Here is a 21,001-nt window from a genome sequence, read left to right as displayed (position 1 = left end):
TTCCTCGGCCCATCCGTCGGCCCATCCGTACGGAATTCCTGACCTGTGCACAGATGCGCTCACCGGTCGCCGTCCGTCTCTTCACTTTAACCACACACGGAACCGGCTCGACGGACCCCTTTTCCTGCCCTTGTACGCCTTGCCGATCGCCGATACGCTCCGAAGGGCCGTGCTGATCAGGGGGTTTGAGGACGCTTTGTCTTCCTTCGGTCGTGCGGACAAGGTCATTGGGCGTTAACTCCCCGGACACCCGCGTCGGGCGAACTGATGCCAGCTTGTATGAACAAGTGACCTCCTCTTTCGCCTCTTCTTCGCTCCTGGGAGACACCGCGTGACCCGATTCCACGCCAACGGCCGGCTGGTAGCCGCGCTGGCGCTCAGTACCGCCGCGCTCACCACGCTCACCGCCTGTGGTGCCAAGTCCGAAGCGCCCGCCGACTCCGCCGGCGGCGTCAAGGCCGCGACCGCCACCTCCGTGGCCGACTTCGGTTCCCTGAAGGACCTCGTCGCCGCCGCCGAGAAGGAGGGCACGCTCAACGCCATCGCCCTGCCGCCGGACTGGGCGAACTACGGCGAGATCATCAAGGCCTTCGAGGCCACGTACAAGGTCAAGGTCAAGGTCGAGACGCCGGACGCGGCCAGCGCCGACGAGATCAACGCCATCAAGTCCCGCAAGGGCCAGGACCGCGCCCCCGACGTCGTCGACCTGGGCATTCCGTTCGACCGCAGCGGCGCCGCCGAGGGCCTCTTCGCCCCGTACAAGGTCGCGTCCTACGACAAGATCCCGGCCGCCCAGAAGGACGAGCAGGCCCGCTGGTACAACGACTACGGCGGCTACATCTCCATCGGCTGCGACGCCTCGCGCATCAAGGTCTGCCCGACGACCTTCGCCGATCTCCTCAAGCCCGAGTACAAGGGCAAGGTCGCGCTCAACGGCAACCCCAACAAGTCCGGCTCCGCCTTCGGCGGGGTGTACGCGGCCGCCCTCGCCAACAAGGGCAGCTTCACCGACATCCAGCCCGGCATCGACTTCTTCGGCAAGCTGAAGAAGAACGGCAACTTCATCCCCGTCGAGACCACCACGGCCACGGTCCAGAAGGGCGAGACGCCCATCTCGATCGACTGGGACTACCTCAACGCCAGCCTCGCCGACCAGTTCAAGGGCAAGGGTGTCGACTGGAAGGTCGCCGTACCGGCCGACGGCGTGTACGCCCAGTACTACTCGCAGGCCATCAACAAGGACGCGCCCCACCCGGCGGCCGCCCGGCTGTGGATGGAGTTCCTGTACGGCGCCGAGGGCCAGAACCTCTTCCTCAAGGGATACGCCAGGCCCGTCCTGCTGCCCGCGATGACGGCGGACGGTACGGTCGACAAGACGTTCGTCTCCAAGCTCCCCGCGGTCGAGGGCACCCCGACCTTCCCCGAGTCCGCGGACCTGGAGAAGGTCAAGGCCACCCTCGCCGAGAACTGGGACAAGGCCGTCTCCTGATGCCCGCCCCCACCCCGCAGGCCCCGAGCCCGGCCGTTCCACCGGCCGTGCCCGCACCGGGCGTCGCCGACGGCACACGCCGTCGGCGGCGGGCGCCGCGCGCCTGGCTCGGCGCCCTCCCGCTGCTCGTCTTCGCCGGACTCTGCTTCGGCCTGCCGGTCGCCGCCGTGCTGTACGGGGCGGTCACCAGCACCGATTCGGCCACCGGCGCCACCACCGCGACCACGGTGAACCTCCGGACCTCGCTCCAGGGGCCGTATCTCACCTCCCTGGCGGGCAGCGTCGAACTGTCCGCCCTGACCGCCCTGATCGGCACCGTCCTCGGCATGCTGATCGCCCAGGCCGTCGTCACCTCGCGGCGGGGCGCGCTGCGCGAATCCGTCCTCACCGCCTCCGGCGTCCTCGCCAACTTCGGCGGGGTGCCGCTCGCCTTTGCCTTCGTCGCCACCCTCGGCATCTCCGGTGTGGTCACCCAGCTCGCCCATCTCGACGCGGCCGGCTGGAACCTGTACTCCTTCACCGGGCTCTGCGTGATCTATCTGTACTTCCTGGTGCCGCTGATGGTGCTGGTCAGCGTCCCGGCGCTGGACGGTCTGCGCCCGCAGTGGCGGGAGGCCGCACAGAACGCCGGGGCCACCTCCTGGCAGTTCTGGCGTCATGTCGGAGTGCCCGTCCTCGCGCCCACCCTGCTCGGCGGGTTCGTGCTGCTCTTCGGCAGCGCCTTCGCCGCGTACGCCACCGCCGCCGCGCTGGTCGGAGGCTCGGTCCCGCTGGTCACCCTGAAGATCGCGGACGCGCTGTCCGGCAACGTACAGGTCGGTCAGGAGAATGTGGCGCTCGCGCTGAGCCTCGACATGATCGTGATCGCCGGACTGGTCATGGCGGTCTATCTGCCCCTCCAGCGACGGAGCACCCGATGGCTGCACTGACCCCCACCGCCTCCACCGCGCCCGCGCCGCAAAAGGACGCGCCGTCGTCGGGGCGCGGCGGGGCCGGGCGCCCGCGCCGCCGCCCCCGGGTCTGGCGCGGCGCCGTCCTGGGCCTGGCCGGGATCTACTTCGTCGTACCGCTGGTGGCGTCGTTCGTCTTCACGGTGCACATCCCCGGACAGGGCGTCTCCTTCGACGCGTACAGCGGAATCCTGTCCGCCGAGGGGTTCTCCGAGAGCCTGCTGCTCTCGCTGGGACTCGCCGCCGCCACCATCGCGCTCACCCTGCTGCTGGCCGTGCCGGCGCTGGTCGCCGTGCGGCTCGGCGCGCCGCGGCTGCGGCCGGTCGTCGAGGTGGTCTGCATGCTGCCGCTGGTGGTGCCGCCGATCGCCCTGGTCAGCGGGATCACGACCGTGCTGCGCTGGGGGCCCGAGCATCTCTCCACGACCCCGCTCTACCAGACGTTCATCGCGGTGCAGAACGAATCGTTCCCGCTCGTGCTGGTGTTCGCCTACACCGTCCTCGCGCTGCCGTTCGTCTACCGCTCGCTGGACGCCGGGCTGCGCGCCGTCGACGTCCCCACCCTCGTGGAGGCCGCGCGCAACTGCGGCGCGAGCATGCCGTACGTGATCGTGCGGGTCGTCCTGCCCAATCTGCGCTCGTCGCTGGCGGGAGCGTCCTTCCTCACCCTCGCGCTGGTGCTGGGCGAATACACCATCGCCGCGCTTCTCGGCTTCCGGCCGTTCGCCGTGTGGATCGTCTCCATCTCGGGCGCGGAGGCGCAGGTGTCCGTCGCCGTGTCCCTGCTCAGCCTGCTGATCGCCTGGGCGCTGCTGATGGTCCTCTCCCGCGCCGGGGCCCGGGCCGGGGCCAGCGCCTCGGCCGCCCCCGCCGCCGCCCCCACTCCCGTCTCCGGCAAGGAGTAGCTCCGCCATGACATCCACGCCATCCAGCTCCACAGCGACCGCCGAGCGGCCGGAGCCGGCGTCCGCCGCCGGCGCCCTGGTCGAATTCCGCGGTCTGCGCCGGGCCTTCGGCTCCACCGTCGCCCTCAACGGCCTCGACCTGACGGCCAGGCCCGGTGAACTGCTCGCCCTGCTGGGCCCCTCGGGCTGCGGCAAGACCACGGCGCTGCGCGTCCTCGCCGGCTTCGAACAGCCGGACGCGGGCGAGGTGCTGGTGGACGGTGAGGACATCACCCGGGTGCCGGCCAACCGGCGCGACGCGGGCATGGTCTTCCAGTCGTACAGCCTCTTCCCGCACCTCAACGCCCGCGACAACGTGGCCTTCGGACTGCGGGTGCGCAAGGTGTCCGCCGCCGAGCGGCACGCCCGCGCCGCCGAGCTGCTCGACCTGGTCGGCCTGCCCGAGCACGGCGACCGCTTCCCGCACCAGATGTCCGGCGGCCAGCAGCAGCGCGTCGCGCTGGCCCGCGCGCTGGCGCTGCGCCCGCGCGTCCTGCTGCTCGACGAACCCCTCTCGGCACTCGATGCCAAGGTCAGGCTGTCCCTGCGGGAGGAGATCCGGCGGCTCCAGCTGTCGCTGGGCATCACCACGATCTTCGTCACCCACGACCAGGAGGAGGCACTCTCCATGGCCGACCGGGTGGCCGTGCTCAACGCGGGCCGGCTGGAGCAGTGCGCGCCGCCGGCCGAGCTGTACGAGCGGCCCGCCACGCCCTTCGTCGCCGAGTTCGTCGGCACGATGAACCGGCTTCCCGGCCGGCTCACGGACGGCGGCCGGGTCGAGGTCGCGGGCAGCACGCTGCCCGTCGACGGCGAGATCCCGGCGGGCCGCGCGGTGGAGGTGCTGATCCGGCCGGAGAACGTCACCGCCACCGCCGACCCCGAGGGCACGGCCACGGTCGTCTCCGCGTCCTTCTTCGGCTCGGTCACCCGGGTGCTGCTCGATCTGCCCGGCGGCGGCTCGGTCAAGGCCGATGTGCCGTCGCGGGACGCCGGGGAGCTGACGCCGGGCGTACGGGCGAGCGTCACGCCGGCCCAGCGCCCCGTCCTGGTCGTCCCGGCCGCGGCCCCGGCGGACGCGTGAGGATGCCCGCGGCCGTGCTCTTCGACATGGACGGCACCCTCGTGGACACCGAGGTGCTGTGGTGGGAGACGGCGGACGAGATCGCGGCGGGCCTCGGCCACCGGCTCACCGCCGTGGACGCGCCGGAGGTCGTCGGCCGCGCGGTCGCCGACACCGCCGCCCATCTCGTACGGGTCACGGGCGCGGCCTGCGCCGAGACGGTCGCCACCGAGCTGGCCGGATCGTTCTTCCGGCGGGTCGAGGCGGGGGCGCCGCTGCGGCCGGGCGCCCGGCGGCTGCTGGCCGAACTGGAGCGCGCCGAGGTGCCCTTCGCATTGGTGAGCGCGTCACCACGGGCCGTGGTCGACTCGGTGGTCGCGGGCTCGCTGGCCGATGTCCGGTTCGCCTTCACGCTCTCCGCCGACGACACCGTACGGACCAAACCGCACCCCGATCCCTACCGGGTGGCGGCCGAGCGCCTCGGGGTCGGCCCCGGGGCGTGCGTCGCGATCGAGGACTCGCCGGACGGCAGCGCGTCGGCCCAGGCGGCGGGGTGCGCGGTGCTGGTGGTTCCGTCGCTGCTGCCGGTGGACCCGGCGGCCGGCCGGTACTTCGCCGACAGCCTGGAAGACGTGGACCTGACGCTGCTGCGCGGCTGCGCCCCGGGGCCCCAGGTCCAGGACACGCCCGGGACCGGTCCGGATTCTGGACTCCGGGGGCCATCAGGGGCGTGATTCTCGCCACTGTTGATAGAGACTCCGCTCAGATGAGCGATTTGTGAGCGACTGTATCTCCGGAAGGGGTGGCACCCGGTGCCACCCCTTCGGTGTTCAAGTCGTGAACTCAGACGTCGATGTCTACGCTCGTATGAGCGAATGAAGTCATGTGCGGGTCATGCCCGCTTCGAGGAATGAAGGACCCGGAGCCGGCCGACTGCCCCCGGGTCACTTTCGATCTGCTGGCGGACGAGTGGTTAAGGCCGTATGACAGGCAAGTGGCCGTACCGGTGCACCTTCGATCTGGGTATGTTCCTCGCCGTCAGGGCAGCCACCGCGTCCTCGAGGAGTCGAGACCCGTGTCGGAAAACAAAGATCCCCTCGTAGCCACCCACGAGCCCCAGGGCGAGAAGTTCGTCTACGACTTCACCGAGGGCAACAAGGATCTGAAGCACCTCCTCGGCGGTAAGGGTGCCAATCTCGCCGAGATGACCAATCTCGGGCTGCCCGTCCCCCCGGGCTTCACCATCACCACCGAGGCATGCAACATCTACCTCGACAGCGGCACGGAACCGGCTGCCCTGCGCGAAGAGGTGAGTGTGCACCTCGACGCCCTCGAGAAGAAGATGGGCAAGAAGCTCGGCCAGGCGGACGATCCGCTGCTCGTCTCCGTACGCTCCGGGGCCAAGTTCTCCATGCCCGGCATGATGGAGACCGTGCTCAACGTCGGACTCTCCGACGCCTCCGTCGCCGGGCTCGCCACGCAGGCCGGCGACGAGCGCTTCGCGTGGGACTCGTACCGCCGGCTGATCCAGATGTTCGGCAAGACCGTGCTCGGCGTCGACGGCGACCTGTTCGAAGCGGCGCTCGAAGAGGCCAAGCGGGCCAAGAAGGCCGCCACCGACGTGGATCTGGAGGCCGGGGACCTCAAGAAGCTGGTCAAGCAGTTCAAGAAGATCGTCTCCCGGGAGGCGGGCCGCGACTTCCCGCAGGACCCGCGCGAGCAGATGGACCTCGCGATCCGCTCGGTCTTCGCCTCGTGGAACACCGACCGCGCCAAGCTCTACCGCCGCCAGGAGCGCATCCCCGGCGACCTGGGCACCGCGGTCACCATCTGTTCGATGGTCTTCGGCAACCTCGGCCCCGACTCGGGCACCGGCGTCGCCTTCACCCGCGACCCCGCCAGCGGCCACCAGGGCGTGTACGGCGACTACCTCCAGAACGCGCAGGGCGAGGATGTCGTCGCGGGCATCCGCAACACCGTGGCGCTCGCCGACCTGGAGACCATCGACAAGGCGTCGTACGACCAGCTGATGCAGATCATGGAGACCCTGGAGACGCACTACCGGGATCTCTGCGACATCGAGTTCACCATCGAGCGCGGCCAGCTGTGGATGCTCCAGACCCGCATCGGCAAGCGCACCGCCGGGGCCGCCTTCCGGATCGCCACCCAGCTGGTCGACCAGGGCCTGATCGACGAGGCCGAGGCGCTCCAGCGTGTCAACGGCGCCCAGCTCGCCCAGCTGATGTTCCCGCGCTTCGACGAGGACGCGAAGCGCGAGCTGCTCGGGCGCGGCATTGCCGCCTCGCCGGGCGCGGCCGTGGGCAAGGCGGTCTTCGACTCGTACACCGCCATCAAATGGTCCCGGTCCGGCGAGAAGGTCATCCTCATCCGCCGCGAGACCAACCCCGACGACCTGGACGGCATGATCGCCGCCGAGGGCATCCTGACCTCCCGCGGCGGCAAGACCTCGCATGCCGCCGTCGTCGCCCGCGGCATGGGCAAGACATGCGTCTGCGGCGCCGAGGAGCTGGAGGTCGACACCAAGGCCCGCCGGATGACGGTGAACGGGACCGTCATCGAGGAGGGCGACGTCGTCTCCGTCGACGGCTCCACCGGCAAGGTCTACCTCGGTGAGGTCCCCGTCGTCCCCTCGCCGGTCGTCGAGTACTTCGAAGGGCGGATGCACGCGGGCGCCGACGACGCCGACGAGCTCGTCGAGGCCGTGCACCGGATGATGGCGTACGCCGACCGCCGCCGCAGGCTGCGCGTGCGCGCCAACGCCGACAACGCGGAGGACGCCCTGCGCGCCCGCCGCTTCGGCGCCCAGGGCATCGGACTGTGCCGGACCGAACACATGTTCCTCGGTGAGCGGCGCGGGATGGTCGAGAAGCTGATCCTCGCCGACACGGACGACGAGCGCTCCGAGGCGCTGACGGCCCTGCTGCCGCTCCAGCGGAAGGACTTCATCGAGCTTTTCGAGGCGATGGACGGCCTTCCCGTGACGGTGCGTCTCCTCGACCCGCCCCTGCACGAGTTCCTTCCCGACATCACCGAACTGTCGGTCCGGGTCGCCCTCGCCGAGGCGCGCAAGGACCACAACGAGAACGATCTGCGCCTCCTCCAGGCCGTCCACCGGCTGCACGAGCAGAACCCGATGCTGGGCCTGCGCGGGGTCCGGCTCGGCCTGGTCATCCCCGGTCTGTTCACCATGCAGGTACGGGCCATCGCGGAGGCCGTCGCCGCGCGCAAGAACGCCAAGGGCGACCCGCGCGCCGAGATCATGATCCCGCTCGTCGGTACGGTCCAGGAGCTGGAGATCGTCCGGGACGAGGCCGAGCTGGTCATCGCCGAGGTCGAGCGGGCCACGGGCGTCGAGATCAAGCTCGCGCTGGGCACGATGATCGAGCTGCCACGCGCCGCGCTGACCGCGGGACAGATCGCGGAGGCCGCGGAGTTCTTCTCGTTCGGTACGAACGACCTGACCCAGACCGTCTGGGGCTTCTCCCGCGACGACGTGGAGGCGAGCTTCTTCACGGCGTACCTGGAGAAGGGCATCTTCGGGGTCTCGCCGTTCGAGACGATCGACCGGGACGGTGTCGGCGCGCTCGTACGGAGCGCGGTCGAGGCGGGCCGCGCCACCAGGCCCGGCCTCAAGCTGGGCATCTGCGGTGAGCACGGCGGCGACCCGGAGTCGGTGCACTTCTTCCACGACGTGGGCCTGGACTACGTCTCCTGCTCGCCGTTCCGGATCCCGGTGGCGCGGCTGGAGGCGGGCCGCGCGGCGGCCCGGTCGAGCGACAACGACTCCCGCTAGGGCCTAGGGCCTAGGGAATCGGGCCAGTCACGATTCCCCACAGACACCGCAGCCGCCCGCCGGGACACCCCGACCCTCACCGATCCGGCGGGCGGCTGCGGATACAGCGAAGGGGCGGGCGCCTCGTGCGAAGGCGCCCGCCCCTTCGTCATGCGGGGCCGCCGTGGCCGGGTGTTACGACCGGAACGGGCCCGTCACCTCGTAGGTGATACCGCCCGACGAGCTTCCGGTCGTACCGCGCTGGCTGGAGAAGTACAGCCGCTTGCCGTCGGGGGAGAACGCCGGTCCGGTGATCTCCGAGCCGGACTGGCCGCCGACCCGCAGGAACGGCGCGACGACATCGTCCGGAGTGATCACACAGATCTCCAGGTTCCCGCCGTCCTCCGCGACGAAGAGATCGCCGGAGGCGGTACCGGTGACATTGTCGACACCGGTCAGCGGCGCCGTACCGGACACCAGCGAGTCGTCGTAGGCCAGCTCGATGGTGGACGCGGCCGCGTTGTACTGCCAGACCCGGTTGTCGCCCTTGGTGGTGAACCAGCAGGTGTTGTCCGCGTAGTAGCAGCCCTCCCCGCCGTTGAAGCGCTTGGCGCCCGGCACCTGGTTGCGGGTGGCCGTGGCGCCGCTGGGGTCGGGTACGGTCGCCCAGCTCACCGGGCCGCTCGTGCCCGTACCGGCGACCAGCACCTCCAGCCGCCCCGCGGACAGATCACCCCAGGTGGCGGGCGTGAAGCGGTAGAAGCAGCCGTCGGTGGTGTCCTCGGTCAGATAGATCGTCTTCCGTACGGGGTCGGCGGCCGCGGCCTCGTGCTTGAAGCGGCCCATCGCGTCCCGCCGTCCCGCCGCGTTCACGCCCCACGGGTCGGTCTCGTAGACATAGCCGCGGTCGACCTCCTCACAGGAGAGCCAGGTGTTCCACGGGGTCTTGCCGCCCGCGCAGTTCTGGTGGGTGCCGGACAGGATGCGGTACGCGCCGGTGATGGCGCCGGCCGAGGAGAAACGGACCGCGCTCGCGCCGCCCGACGGGTCGATCTCCGAGTTGGAGACATAGATCCAGCCGGTGCCGTCCGCGTAACAGGCGCCGCCGTCGGGCGCGTTGTGCCAGGTGTACGACGTACCGGAGACTCGCTGCCCGGACCTGGCGACGATACGGCTGGTGAACCCGGCGGGCAGCCGGATGTTGTTGGCGTCCGCCGCGCCGAGTGCTCCGTAGGGGCCCGCGCCCGGCTGGGCGGGCGCGGCGAAGGCGGCGCCGCGCCACAGGGTGCCGCCGAAGGCCGCGGCCGAGGTGCCGATGACCGCTCCACGCAGGAAACTGCGACGTTCCACTGGTCGCTCCATGGGGGTGTCGTGACCGCCCCGCCGCGCCGGCCGGCGATGCGGGGTCGCGCGCCGACGGAGCCTAGAAGCCCCGTATGGCCGTTGCCTGAACGGACGGTGAGCAGAACGGGGGCGATGTGGCGATGTGCTGACGGCGCCGCGAAGATTCTCTCCGTACGGCGATGAGTTCGCCGCGGACTCAGGGTCTACCCCTCCGAAAGCACGCACCCCGAAAGCGCACAGCTGCCGGCACAGCGGCCGGTCGGGCCCGGACGGAAGAGAGACGGCTCATGTCCCCCACCCTGATCTTCGTGAACCTCCCCGTGAAGGACCTGGAGACCTCCAGGGCGTTCTTCAGCAAGCTCGGCTACACGTTCAACGCGCAGTTCAGCGACGAGTCCACGGCCTGCCTCGTCATCAGTGACACCATCTACGCGATGCTCCTGGAGGAGTCGCGCTTCAAGGAGTTCACCCGGAAGGACGTGGCGGACGCCTCGAAGACCACCGAAGTCATCCTCGCCCTCGGTGTCGAGAGCAGAGAGAAGGTCGACGAGCTGGCCGACACCGCCCTCGCGTCCGGCGGCTCCCCGGCCAATGAGCCGATCGATCACGGCTTCATGTACGGCCGCTCCTTCCAGGACCCGGACCAGCACATCTGGGAGGTCATGTGGATGGACCCCGCGGCCGTCGAGCCGCAGGGCTGAGCCCCTCGAAGCACACCCCGGTGAGCCGCTCCGACTCCGTCCACAGCCGCTCGCCGACGGCGTCGTTCAGGGTCCAGGGCGCACGCCAGGACGGGACGGGGGCGCCCCGCCAGCCCTGGAACCTGGGGCCGGTGAAGGTGTCGGACCGTACGCCGGGCGCCGTCGCCGCGTACAGCGTCGGCAGCGCCCCGGCCTCGGGCGACTGGGCGATGATCCTGTTGACGAGGGTGACGATCCGCTCGGCGGTCCTGCGGCCCTCCATCCGGACGGCCGCGGTCTGCAGATTGGTGGACGCGTAGCCGGGCTGCGCCGCGTTGGCGACGACATCGGAGCCGGCGGCGGCCAGCCTCCTCGCCAGCTCGTGGACGAAGAGCAGATTCGCCGACTTGGAGCGGCCGTAGGCAACCCAGCGACGGTACCGGCGCTCGCTGTTGAGATCGCGGATGTCGATATTGGCCGCCGCGTGCATGGTGCTGGAGACGGTCACCACCCGCGCCCGCGTGGCGTTCAGCAGCCGGGGGAGAAGCCGCCCGGTGAGGGCGAAGTGCCCGAGGTGATTGACGCCGAACTGGGTCTCGAACCCGTCGGCCGTCGTTCCGTACGGCAGGGCCATCACGCCCGCGTTGTTGATGAGCAGATTGAGCCGCTCGTAGGGGAAGGAGGCCGCGAACTCCCGTACGGAGGACAGGTCCGCCAGATCCAGCTGCCGGAACTCCACCTCGGCGCCGGGTACTTCCGCGGTGATGAGGGCGGCGGCCGCCGCGCCGCGGGTCTCGTTGCGGCAGCCGAGGACGACGCGTGCGCCGCGCCGGGCCAGTTCGCGTGCGGTCGCCAGCCCGATCCCGCTGTTGGCCCCCGTGACCACGGCGGTGCGGCCACGCTGGTCGGGGATGTCGCTTGCGTTCCAGTCGGTCATCGGCATGCGCTGCTCCTCGTACGTCTCACGCATCGTGCATGTCCCGGAGGCGAAGAGCCGTCGCTCCGCCGTTTCAGCCTACGACCTGCCGGGCGCCACACGTCCGACCTCGGCCCCCGCGCCCGGCGCGAACCTCTGACGTAGCTCAACTCTGCCGGGATCGATGGACGGGCCACCCATCCCGTCCATAAGGTCGCGAGCATGCCCGATATCTCTCTGACCATGCTTGTTGTGCTCTGTCTCGCCGCCGCCGCGGCCGGCTGGATCGACGCCGTGGTGGGCGGTGGCGGGCTGCTGCTCCTGCCCGCGCTGCTGCTCGGGCTGCCGCATGTCCCCACCGCGCAGATCCTCGGCACCAACAAGGCGGTGGCCATCGTCGGGACCTCGGGCGCCGCGGTGACGTATCTGCGCAGCGCTCCCGTCGACGTCAGGACGGCCGTACGGATCGGACTCGCGGCGCTCGCCGGTTCGATGGGCGGCGCCTTCTTCGCGGCCGGGATCAGCAGCGAGGTGCTGCGCCCCGTGATCATGGTCGTGCTGCTGGGGGTGGCGGCCTTTGTCATGCTGCGGCCGTCCTTCGGCGGTGCGCAGGCGGGCGGCCCGGTCACCCGCCGTCGTATGGCCACCGCGATAGTCCTGGTCGGCGGCGGGATCGGCTTTTACGACGGGCTGTTCGGACCCGGCACAGGAACGTTTCTGGTGCTGGCGCTCACCGCCGTACTCCACCTCGATCTGGTGACGGCCTCCGCCACCGCGAAGATCGTGAACGTCTGCACCAACGGCGGGGCGCTCGCGATGTTCGCCTACCAGGGCACGGTGATGTGGCAGCTGGCCGCGCTGATGGCGGTGTTCAATCTGGCGGGCGGGATGTTCGGCGCGCGGATGGCGCTCAGGAAGGGCAGCGAGTTCGTGCGTGGGGTGCTGCTGGTGGTCGTGTTCTCGCTGGTCGCGAAGTTGGCGTTCGACCAGTGGACGGCTTGAGCGGGCCCTGTCTCGCACCGATGAGCGGGACCTGTCTCACGATGAGCGGGCGCTATCTCACACCGATGAGATGGGCGAACGCCACCACGTTGCCCTGGTAGCCGCCCTTCTTGGAGAAGCCGCCGCCGCAGGTGATCACCCGCAGCTCCGCCCGGTCGGCGGCCCCGTAGACCTTGCGGTCGGGGAAGGCGGTGTTCTCGTACACCTCGACGGCGTCGACCGTGAAGACGGCGGTGCGGCCGTCCCGGCGGGTCACCTCGACGCGGTGGCCCTTTTTGAGCGAGCCCAGGTCGTAGAAGACGGCGGGCCCCTGTGCGTTGTCGACATGACCGGCGACGATCGCGGTGCCCTTGGCGCCCGGGGCGGTGCCGTCCTTGTACCAGCCGGCGACATCGCTGTCCTCGGGCGGCGGTACGTCGAGGCTGCCGTCGGCCGCCAGTCCCAGCCGTATGAGGGGCGCGTCCACCGTGATCTCGGGGATGCGCAGCCGTATGGGGGCGGAGGGCGACAGGGGGGCCGCGGCCGCCTCCGTGTGCTGCCGGGGGCCGGCGGCGAAGGCCTCGGCGGCGGACGGCATGGGCGGGGTCACCGGGCGGGAGCCGTTCTGGACGAGCCAGACACCGGTGCAGACGGCCACGGCTATCAGCCAGCCCTTGCCCTTCGCGGTCATGAGTCCATCGCGGTCATGAGTCCAGTCCTCCGGACGAGATTCCAGGAATGCGGGATCCCCGGGGCGGGGTCTCCAGGAATGCGGGATCCCCGCCCCCGTCAGCGATGAGCGTGACGGGGGCGGGGACGAGGGGCGGGTACGGGGCGGTGGAGACCGGCCCCGTCAGCTGACCTGCGCGCCGCTCGCCCGGCGGTGCAGGAGCCATGTCCCGCCTACGGCGGCCGCGGCCAGTACGGCCACACCCGCCGCGATCTGGTGGGTGTCGGGGGAGACGCTGCCGCCGACACCTGTCCTTACATGACCGGTCGGCTCGTCGCGCTCCCGGGCACGGTCACCGGAGGCTTCCTTGCCGCGGTCACCAGCGACCTCCTTGCCACGGTCACCGGCCTCTTTGGCACGGTCACCACTGGTTTCCTTGTCGCGGTCGCCGGCCTCTTTGGCGCGGTCACCACTGGCTTCCTTGTCGCGGTCGCCGGCCGACTCCTTGCCGGTCTGACACTTCTCTCCGACGGCCTTCGCGGCTTCCTTGCCGCCGCCGTCCCGGTCGCAGTCAGGGGCGCTGACGGACACGGAGGTGGCGGCGCCCGCGGTCGACCCGGACAGTTCCCGCTGATCAAAACCGCCGGCGAACGCAGTGGTGGCGCTCGCGGCGGTCAGTGCTATCGATGCGGCCGCCAGCGCGGTTGCGGTGAGCAGGCGGTCAGTGGGGCGCATGGTGATCCTCCTGGGCAGCGGTAGTCGTTACCTCAGAGATAAGGCGCCCTTCGCCGCGCACGCCTGCTGATGACCGGTCAGATTCGCGGTTCGTGGTCCGGGCCGCGCGCCTGTCAGGGGGCGTCGCCGCAGGTCATGGGGGATGACGCCGCATCAGCCCGATCGCTGCGCGTCCCGCGCTGAACGGGTGACAGGTGGCCGGCGGATGGCAGCCGTTCGGCGGACAGGGCCTCGGCCCTGTCCGGCCGCCGGCTCAGAGGCGGTCCCACTCCACCCCGTCGTACACCTCGGTCACCGTCTTCAGCACCGCCGCGTCGCCGGGGAAGACCGTGTCGTCGATCCGGGCGACCGGGGCGACGCCGTGCGAGTTGGTGACGAAGGCGGTCCGGTACCGGGAGAGGTCCGCCAGGGTGACCTCGCGGCGGACCGACGGGAGACCGGCGGCCGGGAGGCGGGGCTCCAGCAGGGCCATCGCGATGCCCGTCAGCACCGGCGCGTCCGGCCAGACCACCGAACCACCGTCCCAGAAGCCGATATTGGCGATCGAACTCTCCGCCACCACGCCGCCGGGACCGGTGAGCAGCGCGTCGTCGAAGCCCGCGCGTTCGGCGACCCGGCCGTAGTGGATCTGGGCGAAGCCGCCCAGATGCTTGATGTGCGGGACGGGACGCTGGTACGGGACGGACATCAGGCTCTGCGCCCGGTCGTCCGGGGCGGCGGGCGGCCGTACCGTCACCATCAGGGTCGCGTCCGCCGTCCCCTCCGGCCAGTGGACGTACACCCGGACCGAGGCGTCCCGTACGTCACCGAGCGCGTGCCGGAGCAGGGCCCGTACCCGCTCGCCGTCCAGACCGGCGCCGAACAGTTCCTCGGTCGCCGCGTCCAGCCGGGCGAGATGGAGGGCCAGGCCGCGTACCCGGCCGCCCCTGACCTGCATCGCGGTGAAGTGCCCGTAGGTGTCGAGCGCACGGAGCCGCAGGTCCGCCTCGGTGGCGGGCCGGCCGTCGACCTCGATCAGCAGATGCGGAGCAGTGGTTGTCATGCCCCTCACCGTATGACGCGCTCAGCCGGTGGCTTCCTCGGCGTTCGAGGCGAGAGACGACATGCGGGCCACGCCCGCTTGACCTGAACCAAGGTTGACGTATGACGCTCTCCCCATGGACATCACAACAGACCTCGCGCCCCGCACGACCGCCGTCACGCCTGCGGCTCAATCCGCCGCCGCGTCCCTCCCCGAACCCCTGAAACTCGCCGTCATCCTGGGCAGCAACCGGGAAGGACGCTTCGGCCCGGTCGTGTCCGACTGGTTTCTCTCCCGCGTCGCCGATCGCCAGGACTTCACCACCGAACTGATCGATCTGGCCGAGGCGGATCTGCCGACCGGCCTCTCCTTCAAGCCCGGCCCCGCCGTCCGCGCCGAACTCGCCAAGGTCACCCCGCGGCTGGCCGGCGCCGACGCCTTCGTCGTGCTCACCCCCGAGTACAACCACTCGTTCCCCGCCTCCCTCAAGTCGCTGATCGACTGGCACTTCGGCGAATGGCAGGCGAAGCCCGTCGGCTTCGTCTCCTACGGCGGGATCTCCGGAGGACTGCGCGCCGTCGAGCAGCTGCGCCAGGTCTTCGCCGAGCTGCACGCCGTCACCGTCCGGGACACGGTCTCCTTCCACCACGCGGGCGCGCGTTTCGACGACGACGGCCGGCACAAGGACCCGGCCGACTGCGACGCGGCCGCCACGGCGATGCTCGACCAGCTCGCCTGGTGGGGGCTGGCCCTGCGGGACGCCAAGTCCGCCCGCCCGTACGCCGGCTGACGCCCCGCCACGCGGCTCCCCGGGGCGGTGGTGCGACCGCCGTGCGTACGGTGCTGTACTACCGCCAGGTCCGGGACGCAGGTCCCGGCCCTACGACCCCGAAGGAGCCCGCCCGTGCCCCTTGCCGCGTGCCTGACCGTGCTGACCACGACCGACAGCGCCGACAAGGCCGAGGAACTCGCCCGGGGCGTGATCGAGGCCCGCCTCGCCGCCTGCGCGCAGATCTCCGCCCCGGTCACCTCGGTCTACCGTTGGCAGGGCGCGATCGAGACCGCCGAGGAGTGGCAGATCCTCTTCAAGACCACCGCTGCCTGCTACGAAGCGCTGGAGGCCCATCTGAAGGCCGCCCACGACTACGACACGCCGGAGATCATCGCCACGCCCGTGGTGCGGGGCAGCACGGCGTATCTGGCGTGGCTCACGGAGGAGACCGTCGCACCATGAGGACCGGGCGTGAGGGGGAGCGGGCGCTGCCGTTCTTCGTCTACGGCACGTTGCGGCCGGGCGAGCACAACCACGATCTGTTCCTGCGCGGCCGCACGGCCGGGGAGGAAGCGGCCCGGCTGGAGGGAGCGCTCCTGTATGACGGACCCGGCTATCCGTACGCGATCGAGGCTCCCGGCACGGTCGTCGGCGAGCTGGTGACGGCGGCGCCGGGGGCGTACGGCGAACTGCTCCGCGTACTCGACGAGCTGGAGGAGTACGGAGCGCCCGGCGACCCCGGCAATGTGTACGAACGGGCCGCCCGCGATGTCCTGCGGGCGGACGGCACCACGGCCAGCGCCTGGGTGTACTTCGCGGCGCCACGCGTGGCCCATGAACTGCGCGCGCGGGGGCGCCTGATCGCCGGCGGCGACTGGATCGCCTGGACCGCACCCGTACGAGGCGACGCGGTCGGCCCCGACCCGGGGCGTGCGTAGCCGCCCGACCGCCGCCCGACCCGCACCGCGCACACCATGGACCCCGGCGCGTCCGCCGTCAGCCGGTCCCGCGCGTCGCCAGTGCCTCGGTCACCCCCGTCTCCACCGGACCCAGAAATCTGGGATCGGGGCGCAGCACGGCGTCGAGCGTCCCCTTCCCGGCGGCGAACATCTCCCTGGTGCGGACACAGCGAAGTCCCATCATGCCGTTGCATGACGGGTCAACTCTGCGACTTGGTGGGTCGGTTGGCGGTCAGGCAGTGCCGAACTCTCCAGCTTTTACGCCCGCCACGAAGGACGAGAACGCACCAGCGGGGCAGGTGAGAACCGGGCCGGTCGTGTTCTTGGAGTCACGGACGGGAACCACGCCGCGCGAGACGACGAAGTTATCCGCAACCTCGATGCACTGACCACCGTTCTCACTGTACGAAGACTTGAACCAGCGGGGGGATTCGGTCGTCACGGGGTGCCCTTTCGTAACCGTTCGATCATGGCCACAGACTCCGCCTGCGAAGCGGCTTCAGCCTGTAGCTGATGGTAGGCCGTCAGCATGGGCAGCACGAACATGCTTTCTCGTTCGAGGTGCCCCCGTTGGGCGGACTCCGCGTACGACATGAGCGACCGATCCGGCATCGTAAGAACGGTCACGGGCAGGCTGAGAGGACGGCGAACCCCCATGTCGAACGGGGCGATCTGGATCACCGTGTTCGGTAGCTCGGCGAACTCGACCAGACGTGCAAACTGATCCGCCATGACCGCGCTGCCCCCGATTGGTCGTCTAAGGCAGCTTTCGTCAAGCACTACAAAGACCAGTGGGAGCGGCTGCCGGATCAACGATGCTTGGCGCTCCGCAACGAGCGTGATTCGTTCGCCCCCTTGCTCAGAGCTGATCGCTCCCCGCTTGACGGTTCCTGCGGTGAGCGCTGCTGCGTACTCCGGTGTCTGAAGAAGTCCAGGGATAACACCTACCTCATACAGTCGGATCTCTGCCGCTTGCGCCTCATGTGCGACGTACTCCGGGAACCCCTCCAACAGCGCGTTTGTGCGCACGGCCCGGCCCTGACGTTCGAGCCGGTCGCCCGTCCCGAACACCTTGTCAGCACTGTTCGCGAAACGGGGAGTTGGGGACCGACGGCCAGTTTCGACGGCTGAAATATGCGTCCCCGAGTAGCCCATGCGTTCGGCTAGTTCATCCTGCGTCCACCCGCGCTCGTCCCGCAACGTGCGCAAACGCTCGCCGAAGGCTGCGACCGGCGAACTTTCGGGGTCCAACTCTTTGCGGTTCAAGGGCGTTCACCCAACTCTCCGTTCATATGGTGCAAGTTGAAGACTTCTGAACTCTAGGACACGCTGCGCCGCCCTGGTAGTGGAGTCACTACGGAGAGGAGCGGCGGTGTCTGCGCAGAACATTCCCACAGACGGGCAGGAACCCGCCCACGTTCCGAACCCCGGCACGCTCATGGTGGATACCAGCCGTGAAGACCGTGTTGGAGAGTTCCGCGGAGTCGCCGGCCCGTACTGGTCGCTCCGCCCGATGAACGGCGGAACTGAATGGGAAGCGGAGCCCCGGCACGTCCGCCTCGCTGACCCCATAGAGCGGCTGCAAGCCGAAAACGCGCGTTGCAACGCTCGGAGCCGGGGGGAGTGGCTGTGAGAGCACCAGTCCGCCTACTCGTCCGGCTCGTCCTTGCCGCGGGGGCCGTGGAAGTCCACTTACGGCAGCGCTTCCCCCGGATCATGTGGGCACTCACCCCGCACCCGCCCGCGCATGACCAGCCGTTCGTCGAGCCGCACGCGTTCTTGGACGGTATGGACGCGGCCGCCGACCAGCTTCGGAACCTGGTCCGCCCCGACAACGGTGAGCGTGCCGCATGACCGATGTTGAGTACATCGCCGAGGTGTACGCGGGTGACGCTTTGACGACCGTCTATCTCGGCGGGTTCGTCGCTCCGTCCCGCCGGCTCGCGCTCCGGTGGCTCCGCGGGCAAGCTCTCCGATTCGCGGGAGGGCTGGACCCCGACCCGTACGCTGAGTGGGTTCCGCCCCCTGTGCTTCGACCGGTGACGCACGCCGAGCGGGACGCACCTGCCGAGCTTCGGTCCTGGGCCGACGGCAACGAGCACCAGGACGAGGCGGCGCGGCAGCTCGCAGCGGGTCTCACCTTCCAGTTCGTTGCCTGCGACGAGACCGGTTGGTACGGGCTCACCGCTCGCCCCGTGGTCGTCCCGGCCCCCTGCCCGGCGGATGCGCACGCCCGAACGAGTCGGCTCGGGAAGCGTGTACGCGGGAGGTCCTGGAGGAGACCGGTCTGTCGGTCTCGCCTCACCAGGTCTTGACCGTCCACTGGATGACCGCAGAGGCCGGGTCGGCTGAGGGCTACAACTTCCTTTACGACTGTGGCATGTGGCCCGTTGACGTGGAAATCACGTTGCCCACGCCGGCCCCCGGCGTCGAGCCCGAGCTGAGCAACTGGTCTTGGGTATCCGCCGCGGACCTCCCTAGCCACACCACACCACACACGGAGCGGCGAATCCGCAGCGCCCTGGATGCCCTACAGCGCGGCGGTGGCGGGGTCGAGTACCTCGAAAACCTCTGACTCCGTCCGCGCGGACACCCCACCCCACCCGAGAGGACATCGATCATGACAACACTCATTGAGCCGCCCACACGAAAGACTGTCCCGCTCAACTCCCTTGAACTGGAGGTCACTGCGGGCTGTCAGCTCAAGTGCACGCACTGCCTGTCCGAGTCCAGCCCTCAGGGGACACACGGCACGATGACTCCCGCGGACTGGCACGCTGTCGTCACGGACGCGGCGGCCCTCGGCATCCCGCAAATCCAGCTCATCGGCGGTGAGCCCACGATGTATCCGCATTGGATCCAGCTCACCGACCTCGCTCTGTCGCTCGGTCTCCCCGGACGATTCGAGTGACTGCGATCCTGCGAGCACCGAAGCATGCGACCCCGCCTACTAGAAGGGCCGCACATGGAGTGGAAGACATACGCGGGCGGGCTTGCCGCCCGAGTGACCGACCCCGATTCACGCTGGCGCGCTCCCGTTGCGGGAACCTCCCGGCATGATCTGGTGCCCCGGTGGTGGGAGCCGGACGGGCATGGCTCGTGGGTACTGCGCGACGGTGCTGCCGACCCGGTGGAGTGGATGGAAGCCGCGTACGCGGATCGGTCGTTGGTCACCAGGGTTGGCGCGTTGCACGCCGACCATGCGAAGCCGGGTGACCAGCCCCACGGTCTGCCTACATCGTCCGCCACGCTGCCGAGCCTGGTCGTGCGCATGCTTCGGCATGGGCGGCTCGGGCCGGGGCTGTCGTTTCTGGACCTGGGCACCGGAGCCGGCGGGCTCACCGCGTACGCGTCCAGTCGGTTCGGAGCCAAGAACGTGACGAGCTTGGACGTGGACGCGTACGTGACCAGCGCGGCGGGTGAACGGCTCGCGTCCATGGGCTATCACCCCGAGTTCGTCACCGCGGATGCGACCGAGCACGTTCCCGGATCGTATGACCGCATCGTGTCCACGGTGGGGATTCCCGCCGGTCCGGGGCTCCGTCCGGTCCTCGCCTCACTGGAACCCGGCGGACGCGTCGCAACCACGCTCGGGCGAACCTGTCTGATCATCACCGGGTGGAAGCACGGGAATGGCGACGTGATCGGGCAAGTAGAGAGGGACACGGCGGGCTTCATGCTCACTCGGTCCGGCGACGACTACCCGCCTGCCCTCGCTGAGCTGTTCGCCCTCGCCCGGAGCACGGAAGGGGACGAGCGCAGTACGGGCCGCTATCCCGTGGTGGACGTGGCCGAAGCGTGGGAACTCCGATCCATGCTGGAGATCACGACACCGGGCGTGGAACTCGGATACGAGACTCACGGCCGGACCCGGACCGCCTACCTGGTCCACCCGGACGGTTCATGGGCCCGAGCGTCCGCCGAGTTCATTGCCCCACCAACCGTCCACCAGGCCGGACCGCAACGGCTCTGGACCGCCCTGGAGCGCATCCGTAACCGGCTCAACGCGGAAGGGTCGTTGCCGCTGCTCGGCGCACAGGTGCGCATCACGCCCGACGGGGTGTGCCATCTGTCCCGCGGGAAGTGGCGCGCTGCCATCGGCGACCGATAGACCCCGCGCGGTGAGGGAACGAAGCCACGTCCGGATGCCGGCCTGTTCGGGCGGGGCTTCCTACTGTCACGACTCCCAAGGAAGCCAGAACCATGCTCCAATGCACCGCCGTGGCAGCGTTGCCACCTTTCGAAACCATGCTGGAACTGCTCATGTCCGGCAACCCGCCCGCGGAGCTGATGGAGGCCGTAGCCACACACGCCGTATGCGAACTCGGCGAGGGGCATGGCGGGGAACACGCCGACCACGTTTGGGACGAGGACGAGCGGGGTGGAGCGATGTGGTTCCTATGGACCGACTCGGCGCACCGGTTCGCGGTTCTGCGGTGGTGCGAGACCCTTGCTGCCGACCCTGACGAGGCGTGCACGGTGTTCGCGGAGCACCCGTCTGCGCACTCATGGGCTGTTGTTGATCCGGTCCGCGAAGCACTCTGGGCAGACGTGGAACGCCACCCGGAACGATGGGAATTCGGCGGGGGCTAAGGGCTGTCCCGTAATCCGTGGTGGATCAGCGCACGGCGTCAGATGCGGTGCATCGCAAGGCGGAGGGACGTCCGCATACTGGATGTATTCG

26 protein-coding genes are annotated in these 21,001 nt (G+C 69.9%); 18 read left to right on the top strand and 8 right to left on the bottom strand.

Translation table 11 applies throughout. The features are described 5' to 3' along the window. Positions 1–331 precede the first annotated feature (331 nt). The 6 genes from ACZ6MZ_RS32170 to ppdK all read left to right on the top strand — a co-directional run bounded on the left by ACZ6MZ_RS32170 (position 332) and on the right by ppdK (position 8,260). The gene (locus tag ACZ6MZ_RS32170) at positions 332–1,489 is read left to right on the top strand and encodes an ABC transporter substrate-binding protein (protein ID WP_384337639.1); all 1,158 of its coding nucleotides are present in this window, start codon (positions 332–334) and stop codon (positions 1,487–1,489) included. Further along, on the top strand, positions 1,489–2,418 hold the full coding sequence (locus tag ACZ6MZ_RS32165; protein ID WP_469356021.1) for an ABC transporter permease: 930 nt from the start codon (positions 1,489–1,491) through the stop codon (positions 2,416–2,418). The genes ACZ6MZ_RS32170 and ACZ6MZ_RS32165 overlap by 1 nt, the downstream gene beginning before the upstream one ends. Beyond that, positions 2,406–3,344 carry an ABC transporter permease gene (locus tag ACZ6MZ_RS32160; RefSeq protein ID WP_469356019.1) on the top strand — a complete coding sequence of 313 codons (939 nt, stop codon included), beginning with the start codon at positions 2,406–2,408 and terminating at the stop codon, positions 3,342–3,344. Before ACZ6MZ_RS32165 ends, ACZ6MZ_RS32160 begins: the two co-directional genes overlap by 13 nt. Positions 3,345–3,351: 7 nt before the next feature. Then, complete coding sequence (locus ACZ6MZ_RS32155; protein WP_469356017.1) at positions 3,352–4,467, top strand: ABC transporter ATP-binding protein; 1,116 nt, start codon at positions 3,352–3,354, stop codon at positions 4,465–4,467. Positions 4,468–4,469: 2 nt separating this feature from the next. Further along, entirely contained in the window at positions 4,470–5,180 is a 711-nt protein-coding gene (locus ACZ6MZ_RS32150; protein ID WP_469356015.1) for an HAD family hydrolase, read from the top strand. Between the two features lie 341 nt (positions 5,181–5,521). Continuing rightward, complete coding sequence (gene ppdK / locus ACZ6MZ_RS32145; RefSeq protein WP_469356014.1) at positions 5,522–8,260, top strand: pyruvate, phosphate dikinase; 2,739 nt, start codon at positions 5,522–5,524, stop codon at positions 8,258–8,260. 174 nt (positions 8,261–8,434) lie between these two features. On the opposite strand, the gene ACZ6MZ_RS32140 is transcribed toward ppdK, so the two are convergent. Continuing rightward, positions 8,435–9,589, bottom strand: a complete 1,155-nt coding sequence (locus ACZ6MZ_RS32140) for an alkaline phosphatase PhoX (RefSeq protein ID WP_469356012.1) — start codon at positions 9,587–9,589, stop codon at positions 8,435–8,437. A gap of 281 nt (positions 9,590–9,870) precedes the next feature. On the opposite strand from ACZ6MZ_RS32140, the gene ACZ6MZ_RS32135 reads away from it, so the two are divergent. After that, on the top strand, positions 9,871–10,284 hold the full coding sequence (locus tag ACZ6MZ_RS32135; RefSeq protein ID WP_389673594.1) for a VOC family protein: 414 nt from the start codon (positions 9,871–9,873) through the stop codon (positions 10,282–10,284). Here ACZ6MZ_RS32135 and ACZ6MZ_RS32130 read toward each other — a convergent pair. Next, positions 10,244–11,200 (bottom strand): oxidoreductase, encoded by a 957-nt coding sequence (locus tag ACZ6MZ_RS32130; protein ID WP_469356103.1) that lies wholly within the window; start codon positions 11,198–11,200, stop codon positions 10,244–10,246. The two genes, ACZ6MZ_RS32135 and ACZ6MZ_RS32130, sit on opposite strands and share 41 nt — an antisense overlap. Before the next feature lie 201 nt (positions 11,201–11,401). Between ACZ6MZ_RS32130 and ACZ6MZ_RS32125 the strand changes: the two genes are divergently transcribed. Further along, on the top strand, positions 11,402–12,181 hold the full coding sequence (locus ACZ6MZ_RS32125) for a sulfite exporter TauE/SafE family protein (protein ID WP_469356009.1): 780 nt from the start codon (positions 11,402–11,404) through the stop codon (positions 12,179–12,181). Between the two features lie 52 nt (positions 12,182–12,233). Here ACZ6MZ_RS32125 and ACZ6MZ_RS32120 read toward each other — a convergent pair whose 3' ends face one another. The 3 genes from ACZ6MZ_RS32120 to ACZ6MZ_RS32110 form a co-directional block, all read right to left on the bottom strand. Then, positions 12,234–12,851, bottom strand: a complete 618-nt coding sequence (locus ACZ6MZ_RS32120; RefSeq protein ID WP_384189306.1) for a class F sortase — start codon at positions 12,849–12,851, stop codon at positions 12,234–12,236. A 162-nt stretch (positions 12,852–13,013) separates the two neighbouring features. Continuing rightward, positions 13,014–13,565 (bottom strand): hypothetical protein, encoded by a 552-nt coding sequence (locus ACZ6MZ_RS32115; RefSeq protein ID WP_469356007.1) that lies wholly within the window; start codon positions 13,563–13,565, stop codon positions 13,014–13,016. Positions 13,566–13,818: 253 nt separating this feature from the next. Continuing rightward, a complete protein-coding gene (locus ACZ6MZ_RS32110; protein ID WP_389791033.1) occupies positions 13,819–14,607 on the bottom strand; it encodes an aminotransferase class IV in 789 nt (262 codons plus the stop codon). A 115-nt stretch (positions 14,608–14,722) separates the two neighbouring features. Here ACZ6MZ_RS32110 and ACZ6MZ_RS32105 point away from each other — a divergent pair, with 115 nt between their 5' ends. From ACZ6MZ_RS32105 to ACZ6MZ_RS32095, 3 genes are all read left to right on the top strand, one after another. Next, positions 14,723–15,376: an NADPH-dependent FMN reductase gene (locus ACZ6MZ_RS32105; protein WP_469356004.1), complete on the top strand. Its 654-nt coding sequence runs from the start codon at positions 14,723–14,725 to the stop codon at positions 15,374–15,376. Positions 15,377–15,490: 114 nt separating this feature from the next. Further along, positions 15,491–15,820 (top strand): divalent-cation tolerance protein CutA, encoded by a 330-nt coding sequence (gene cutA, locus ACZ6MZ_RS32100; RefSeq protein ID WP_384189299.1) that lies wholly within the window; start codon positions 15,491–15,493, stop codon positions 15,818–15,820. Next, positions 15,817–16,296 carry a gamma-glutamylcyclotransferase family protein gene (locus tag ACZ6MZ_RS32095; protein ID WP_469356002.1) on the top strand — a complete coding sequence of 160 codons (480 nt, stop codon included), beginning with the start codon at positions 15,817–15,819 and terminating at the stop codon, positions 16,294–16,296. Before cutA ends, ACZ6MZ_RS32095 begins: the two co-directional genes overlap by 4 nt. Before the next feature lie 58 nt (positions 16,297–16,354). Here the strand turns inward: ACZ6MZ_RS32095 and ACZ6MZ_RS32090 are convergent, their stop codons facing one another. Genes ACZ6MZ_RS32090 through ACZ6MZ_RS32080 form a run of 3 tightly spaced genes read right to left on the bottom strand, consistent with a single transcriptional unit; the run spans position 16,355 to position 17,583 of the window. Continuing rightward, positions 16,355–16,501, bottom strand: a complete 147-nt coding sequence (locus tag ACZ6MZ_RS32090) for a hypothetical protein (protein WP_386877736.1) — start codon at positions 16,499–16,501, stop codon at positions 16,355–16,357. A gap of 48 nt (positions 16,502–16,549) precedes the next feature. Continuing rightward, positions 16,550–16,759, bottom strand: coding sequence for a DUF397 domain-containing protein (locus tag ACZ6MZ_RS32085; protein WP_469356000.1), 210 nt, complete (start codon positions 16,757–16,759; stop codon positions 16,550–16,552). Then, on the bottom strand, positions 16,756–17,583 hold the full coding sequence (locus ACZ6MZ_RS32080; protein WP_469355998.1) for a helix-turn-helix domain-containing protein: 828 nt from the start codon (positions 17,581–17,583) through the stop codon (positions 16,756–16,758). The genes ACZ6MZ_RS32085 and ACZ6MZ_RS32080 overlap by 4 nt, the downstream gene beginning before the upstream one ends. A gap of 106 nt (positions 17,584–17,689) precedes the next feature. On the opposite strand from ACZ6MZ_RS32080, the gene ACZ6MZ_RS32075 reads away from it, so the two are divergent. From ACZ6MZ_RS32075 to ACZ6MZ_RS32045, 7 genes are all read left to right on the top strand, one after another. After that, positions 17,690–17,950, top strand: coding sequence for a hypothetical protein (locus tag ACZ6MZ_RS32075; RefSeq protein WP_383914531.1), 261 nt, complete (start codon positions 17,690–17,692; stop codon positions 17,948–17,950). Beyond that, positions 17,947–18,171 carry a hypothetical protein gene (locus ACZ6MZ_RS32070; protein ID WP_469355996.1) on the top strand — a complete coding sequence of 75 codons (225 nt, stop codon included), beginning with the start codon at positions 17,947–17,949 and terminating at the stop codon, positions 18,169–18,171. The genes ACZ6MZ_RS32075 and ACZ6MZ_RS32070 overlap by 4 nt, the downstream gene beginning before the upstream one ends. After that, on the top strand, positions 18,168–18,632 hold the full coding sequence (locus tag ACZ6MZ_RS32065) for a hypothetical protein (RefSeq protein WP_469355994.1): 465 nt from the start codon (positions 18,168–18,170) through the stop codon (positions 18,630–18,632). The genes ACZ6MZ_RS32070 and ACZ6MZ_RS32065 overlap by 4 nt, the downstream gene beginning before the upstream one ends. Beyond that, a complete protein-coding gene (locus tag ACZ6MZ_RS32060) occupies positions 18,530–18,892 on the top strand; it encodes an NUDIX domain-containing protein (protein WP_469356101.1) in 363 nt (120 codons plus the stop codon). Before ACZ6MZ_RS32065 ends, ACZ6MZ_RS32060 begins: the two co-directional genes overlap by 103 nt. A gap of 45 nt (positions 18,893–18,937) precedes the next feature. Then, positions 18,938–19,228, top strand: a complete 291-nt coding sequence (locus ACZ6MZ_RS32055) for a radical SAM protein (RefSeq protein WP_469355992.1) — start codon at positions 18,938–18,940, stop codon at positions 19,226–19,228. 54 nt (positions 19,229–19,282) lie between these two features. Then, positions 19,283–20,428: a methyltransferase domain-containing protein gene (locus tag ACZ6MZ_RS32050; protein ID WP_469355990.1), complete on the top strand. Its 1,146-nt coding sequence runs from the start codon at positions 19,283–19,285 to the stop codon at positions 20,426–20,428. 137 nt (positions 20,429–20,565) lie between these two features. Beyond that, positions 20,566–20,910 carry a hypothetical protein gene (locus ACZ6MZ_RS32045; protein ID WP_384189286.1) on the top strand — a complete coding sequence of 115 codons (345 nt, stop codon included), beginning with the start codon at positions 20,566–20,568 and terminating at the stop codon, positions 20,908–20,910. Positions 20,911–21,001 lie beyond the last annotated feature (91 nt).

This window comes from Streptomyces sp. NPDC042201 (assembly GCF_055582185.1).
The sequence above is the reverse complement of the archived record's forward strand: the minus strand, read 5'-3'. Positions and strand labels throughout refer to the sequence as shown.

What these genes read in the sequence shown, in the direction of transcription:
- ACZ6MZ_RS32110 (WP_389791033.1), bottom strand. Translation starts at nt 14,607, where the DNA reads ATGACAACCACTGCTCCGCATCTGCTGATCGAGGTCGACGGCCGGCCC.
- ACZ6MZ_RS32090 (WP_386877736.1), bottom strand. Translation starts at nt 16,501, where the DNA reads ATGATGGGACTTCGCTGTGTCCGCACCAGGGAGATGTTCGCCGCCGGG.
- ACZ6MZ_RS32155 (WP_469356017.1), top strand. Translation starts at nt 3,352, where the DNA reads ATGACATCCACGCCATCCAGCTCCACAGCGACCGCCGAGCGGCCGGAG.
- ACZ6MZ_RS32130 (WP_469356103.1), bottom strand. Translation starts at nt 11,200, where the DNA reads ATGACCGACTGGAACGCAAGCGACATCCCCGACCAGCGTGGCCGCACC.
- ACZ6MZ_RS32045 (WP_384189286.1), top strand. Translation starts at nt 20,566, where the DNA reads ATGCTGGAACTGCTCATGTCCGGCAACCCGCCCGCGGAGCTGATGGAG.
- ACZ6MZ_RS32065 (WP_469355994.1), top strand. Translation starts at nt 18,168, where the DNA reads ATGACCGATGTTGAGTACATCGCCGAGGTGTACGCGGGTGACGCTTTG.
- ACZ6MZ_RS32135 (WP_389673594.1), top strand. Translation starts at nt 9,871, where the DNA reads ATGTCCCCCACCCTGATCTTCGTGAACCTCCCCGTGAAGGACCTGGAG.
- ACZ6MZ_RS32125 (WP_469356009.1), top strand. Translation starts at nt 11,402, where the DNA reads ATGCCCGATATCTCTCTGACCATGCTTGTTGTGCTCTGTCTCGCCGCC.
- ACZ6MZ_RS32050 (WP_469355990.1), top strand. Translation starts at nt 19,283, where the DNA reads ATGGAGTGGAAGACATACGCGGGCGGGCTTGCCGCCCGAGTGACCGAC.
- ACZ6MZ_RS32095 (WP_469356002.1), top strand. Translation starts at nt 15,817, where the DNA reads ATGAGGACCGGGCGTGAGGGGGAGCGGGCGCTGCCGTTCTTCGTCTAC.
- ACZ6MZ_RS32120 (WP_384189306.1), bottom strand. Translation starts at nt 12,851, where the DNA reads ATGACCGCGAAGGGCAAGGGCTGGCTGATAGCCGTGGCCGTCTGCACC.
- ACZ6MZ_RS32150 (WP_469356015.1), top strand. Translation starts at nt 4,470, where the DNA reads ATGCCCGCGGCCGTGCTCTTCGACATGGACGGCACCCTCGTGGACACC.
- ACZ6MZ_RS32165 (WP_469356021.1), top strand. Translation starts at nt 1,489, where the DNA reads ATGCCCGCCCCCACCCCGCAGGCCCCGAGCCCGGCCGTTCCACCGGCC.
- ACZ6MZ_RS32055 (WP_469355992.1), top strand. Translation starts at nt 18,938, where the DNA reads ATGACAACACTCATTGAGCCGCCCACACGAAAGACTGTCCCGCTCAAC.
- ACZ6MZ_RS32115 (WP_469356007.1), bottom strand. Translation starts at nt 13,565, where the DNA reads ATGCGCCCCACTGACCGCCTGCTCACCGCAACCGCGCTGGCGGCCGCA.
- ACZ6MZ_RS32105 (WP_469356004.1), top strand. Translation starts at nt 14,723, where the DNA reads ATGGACATCACAACAGACCTCGCGCCCCGCACGACCGCCGTCACGCCT.
- ACZ6MZ_RS32160 (WP_469356019.1), top strand. Translation starts at nt 2,406, where the DNA reads ATGGCTGCACTGACCCCCACCGCCTCCACCGCGCCCGCGCCGCAAAAG.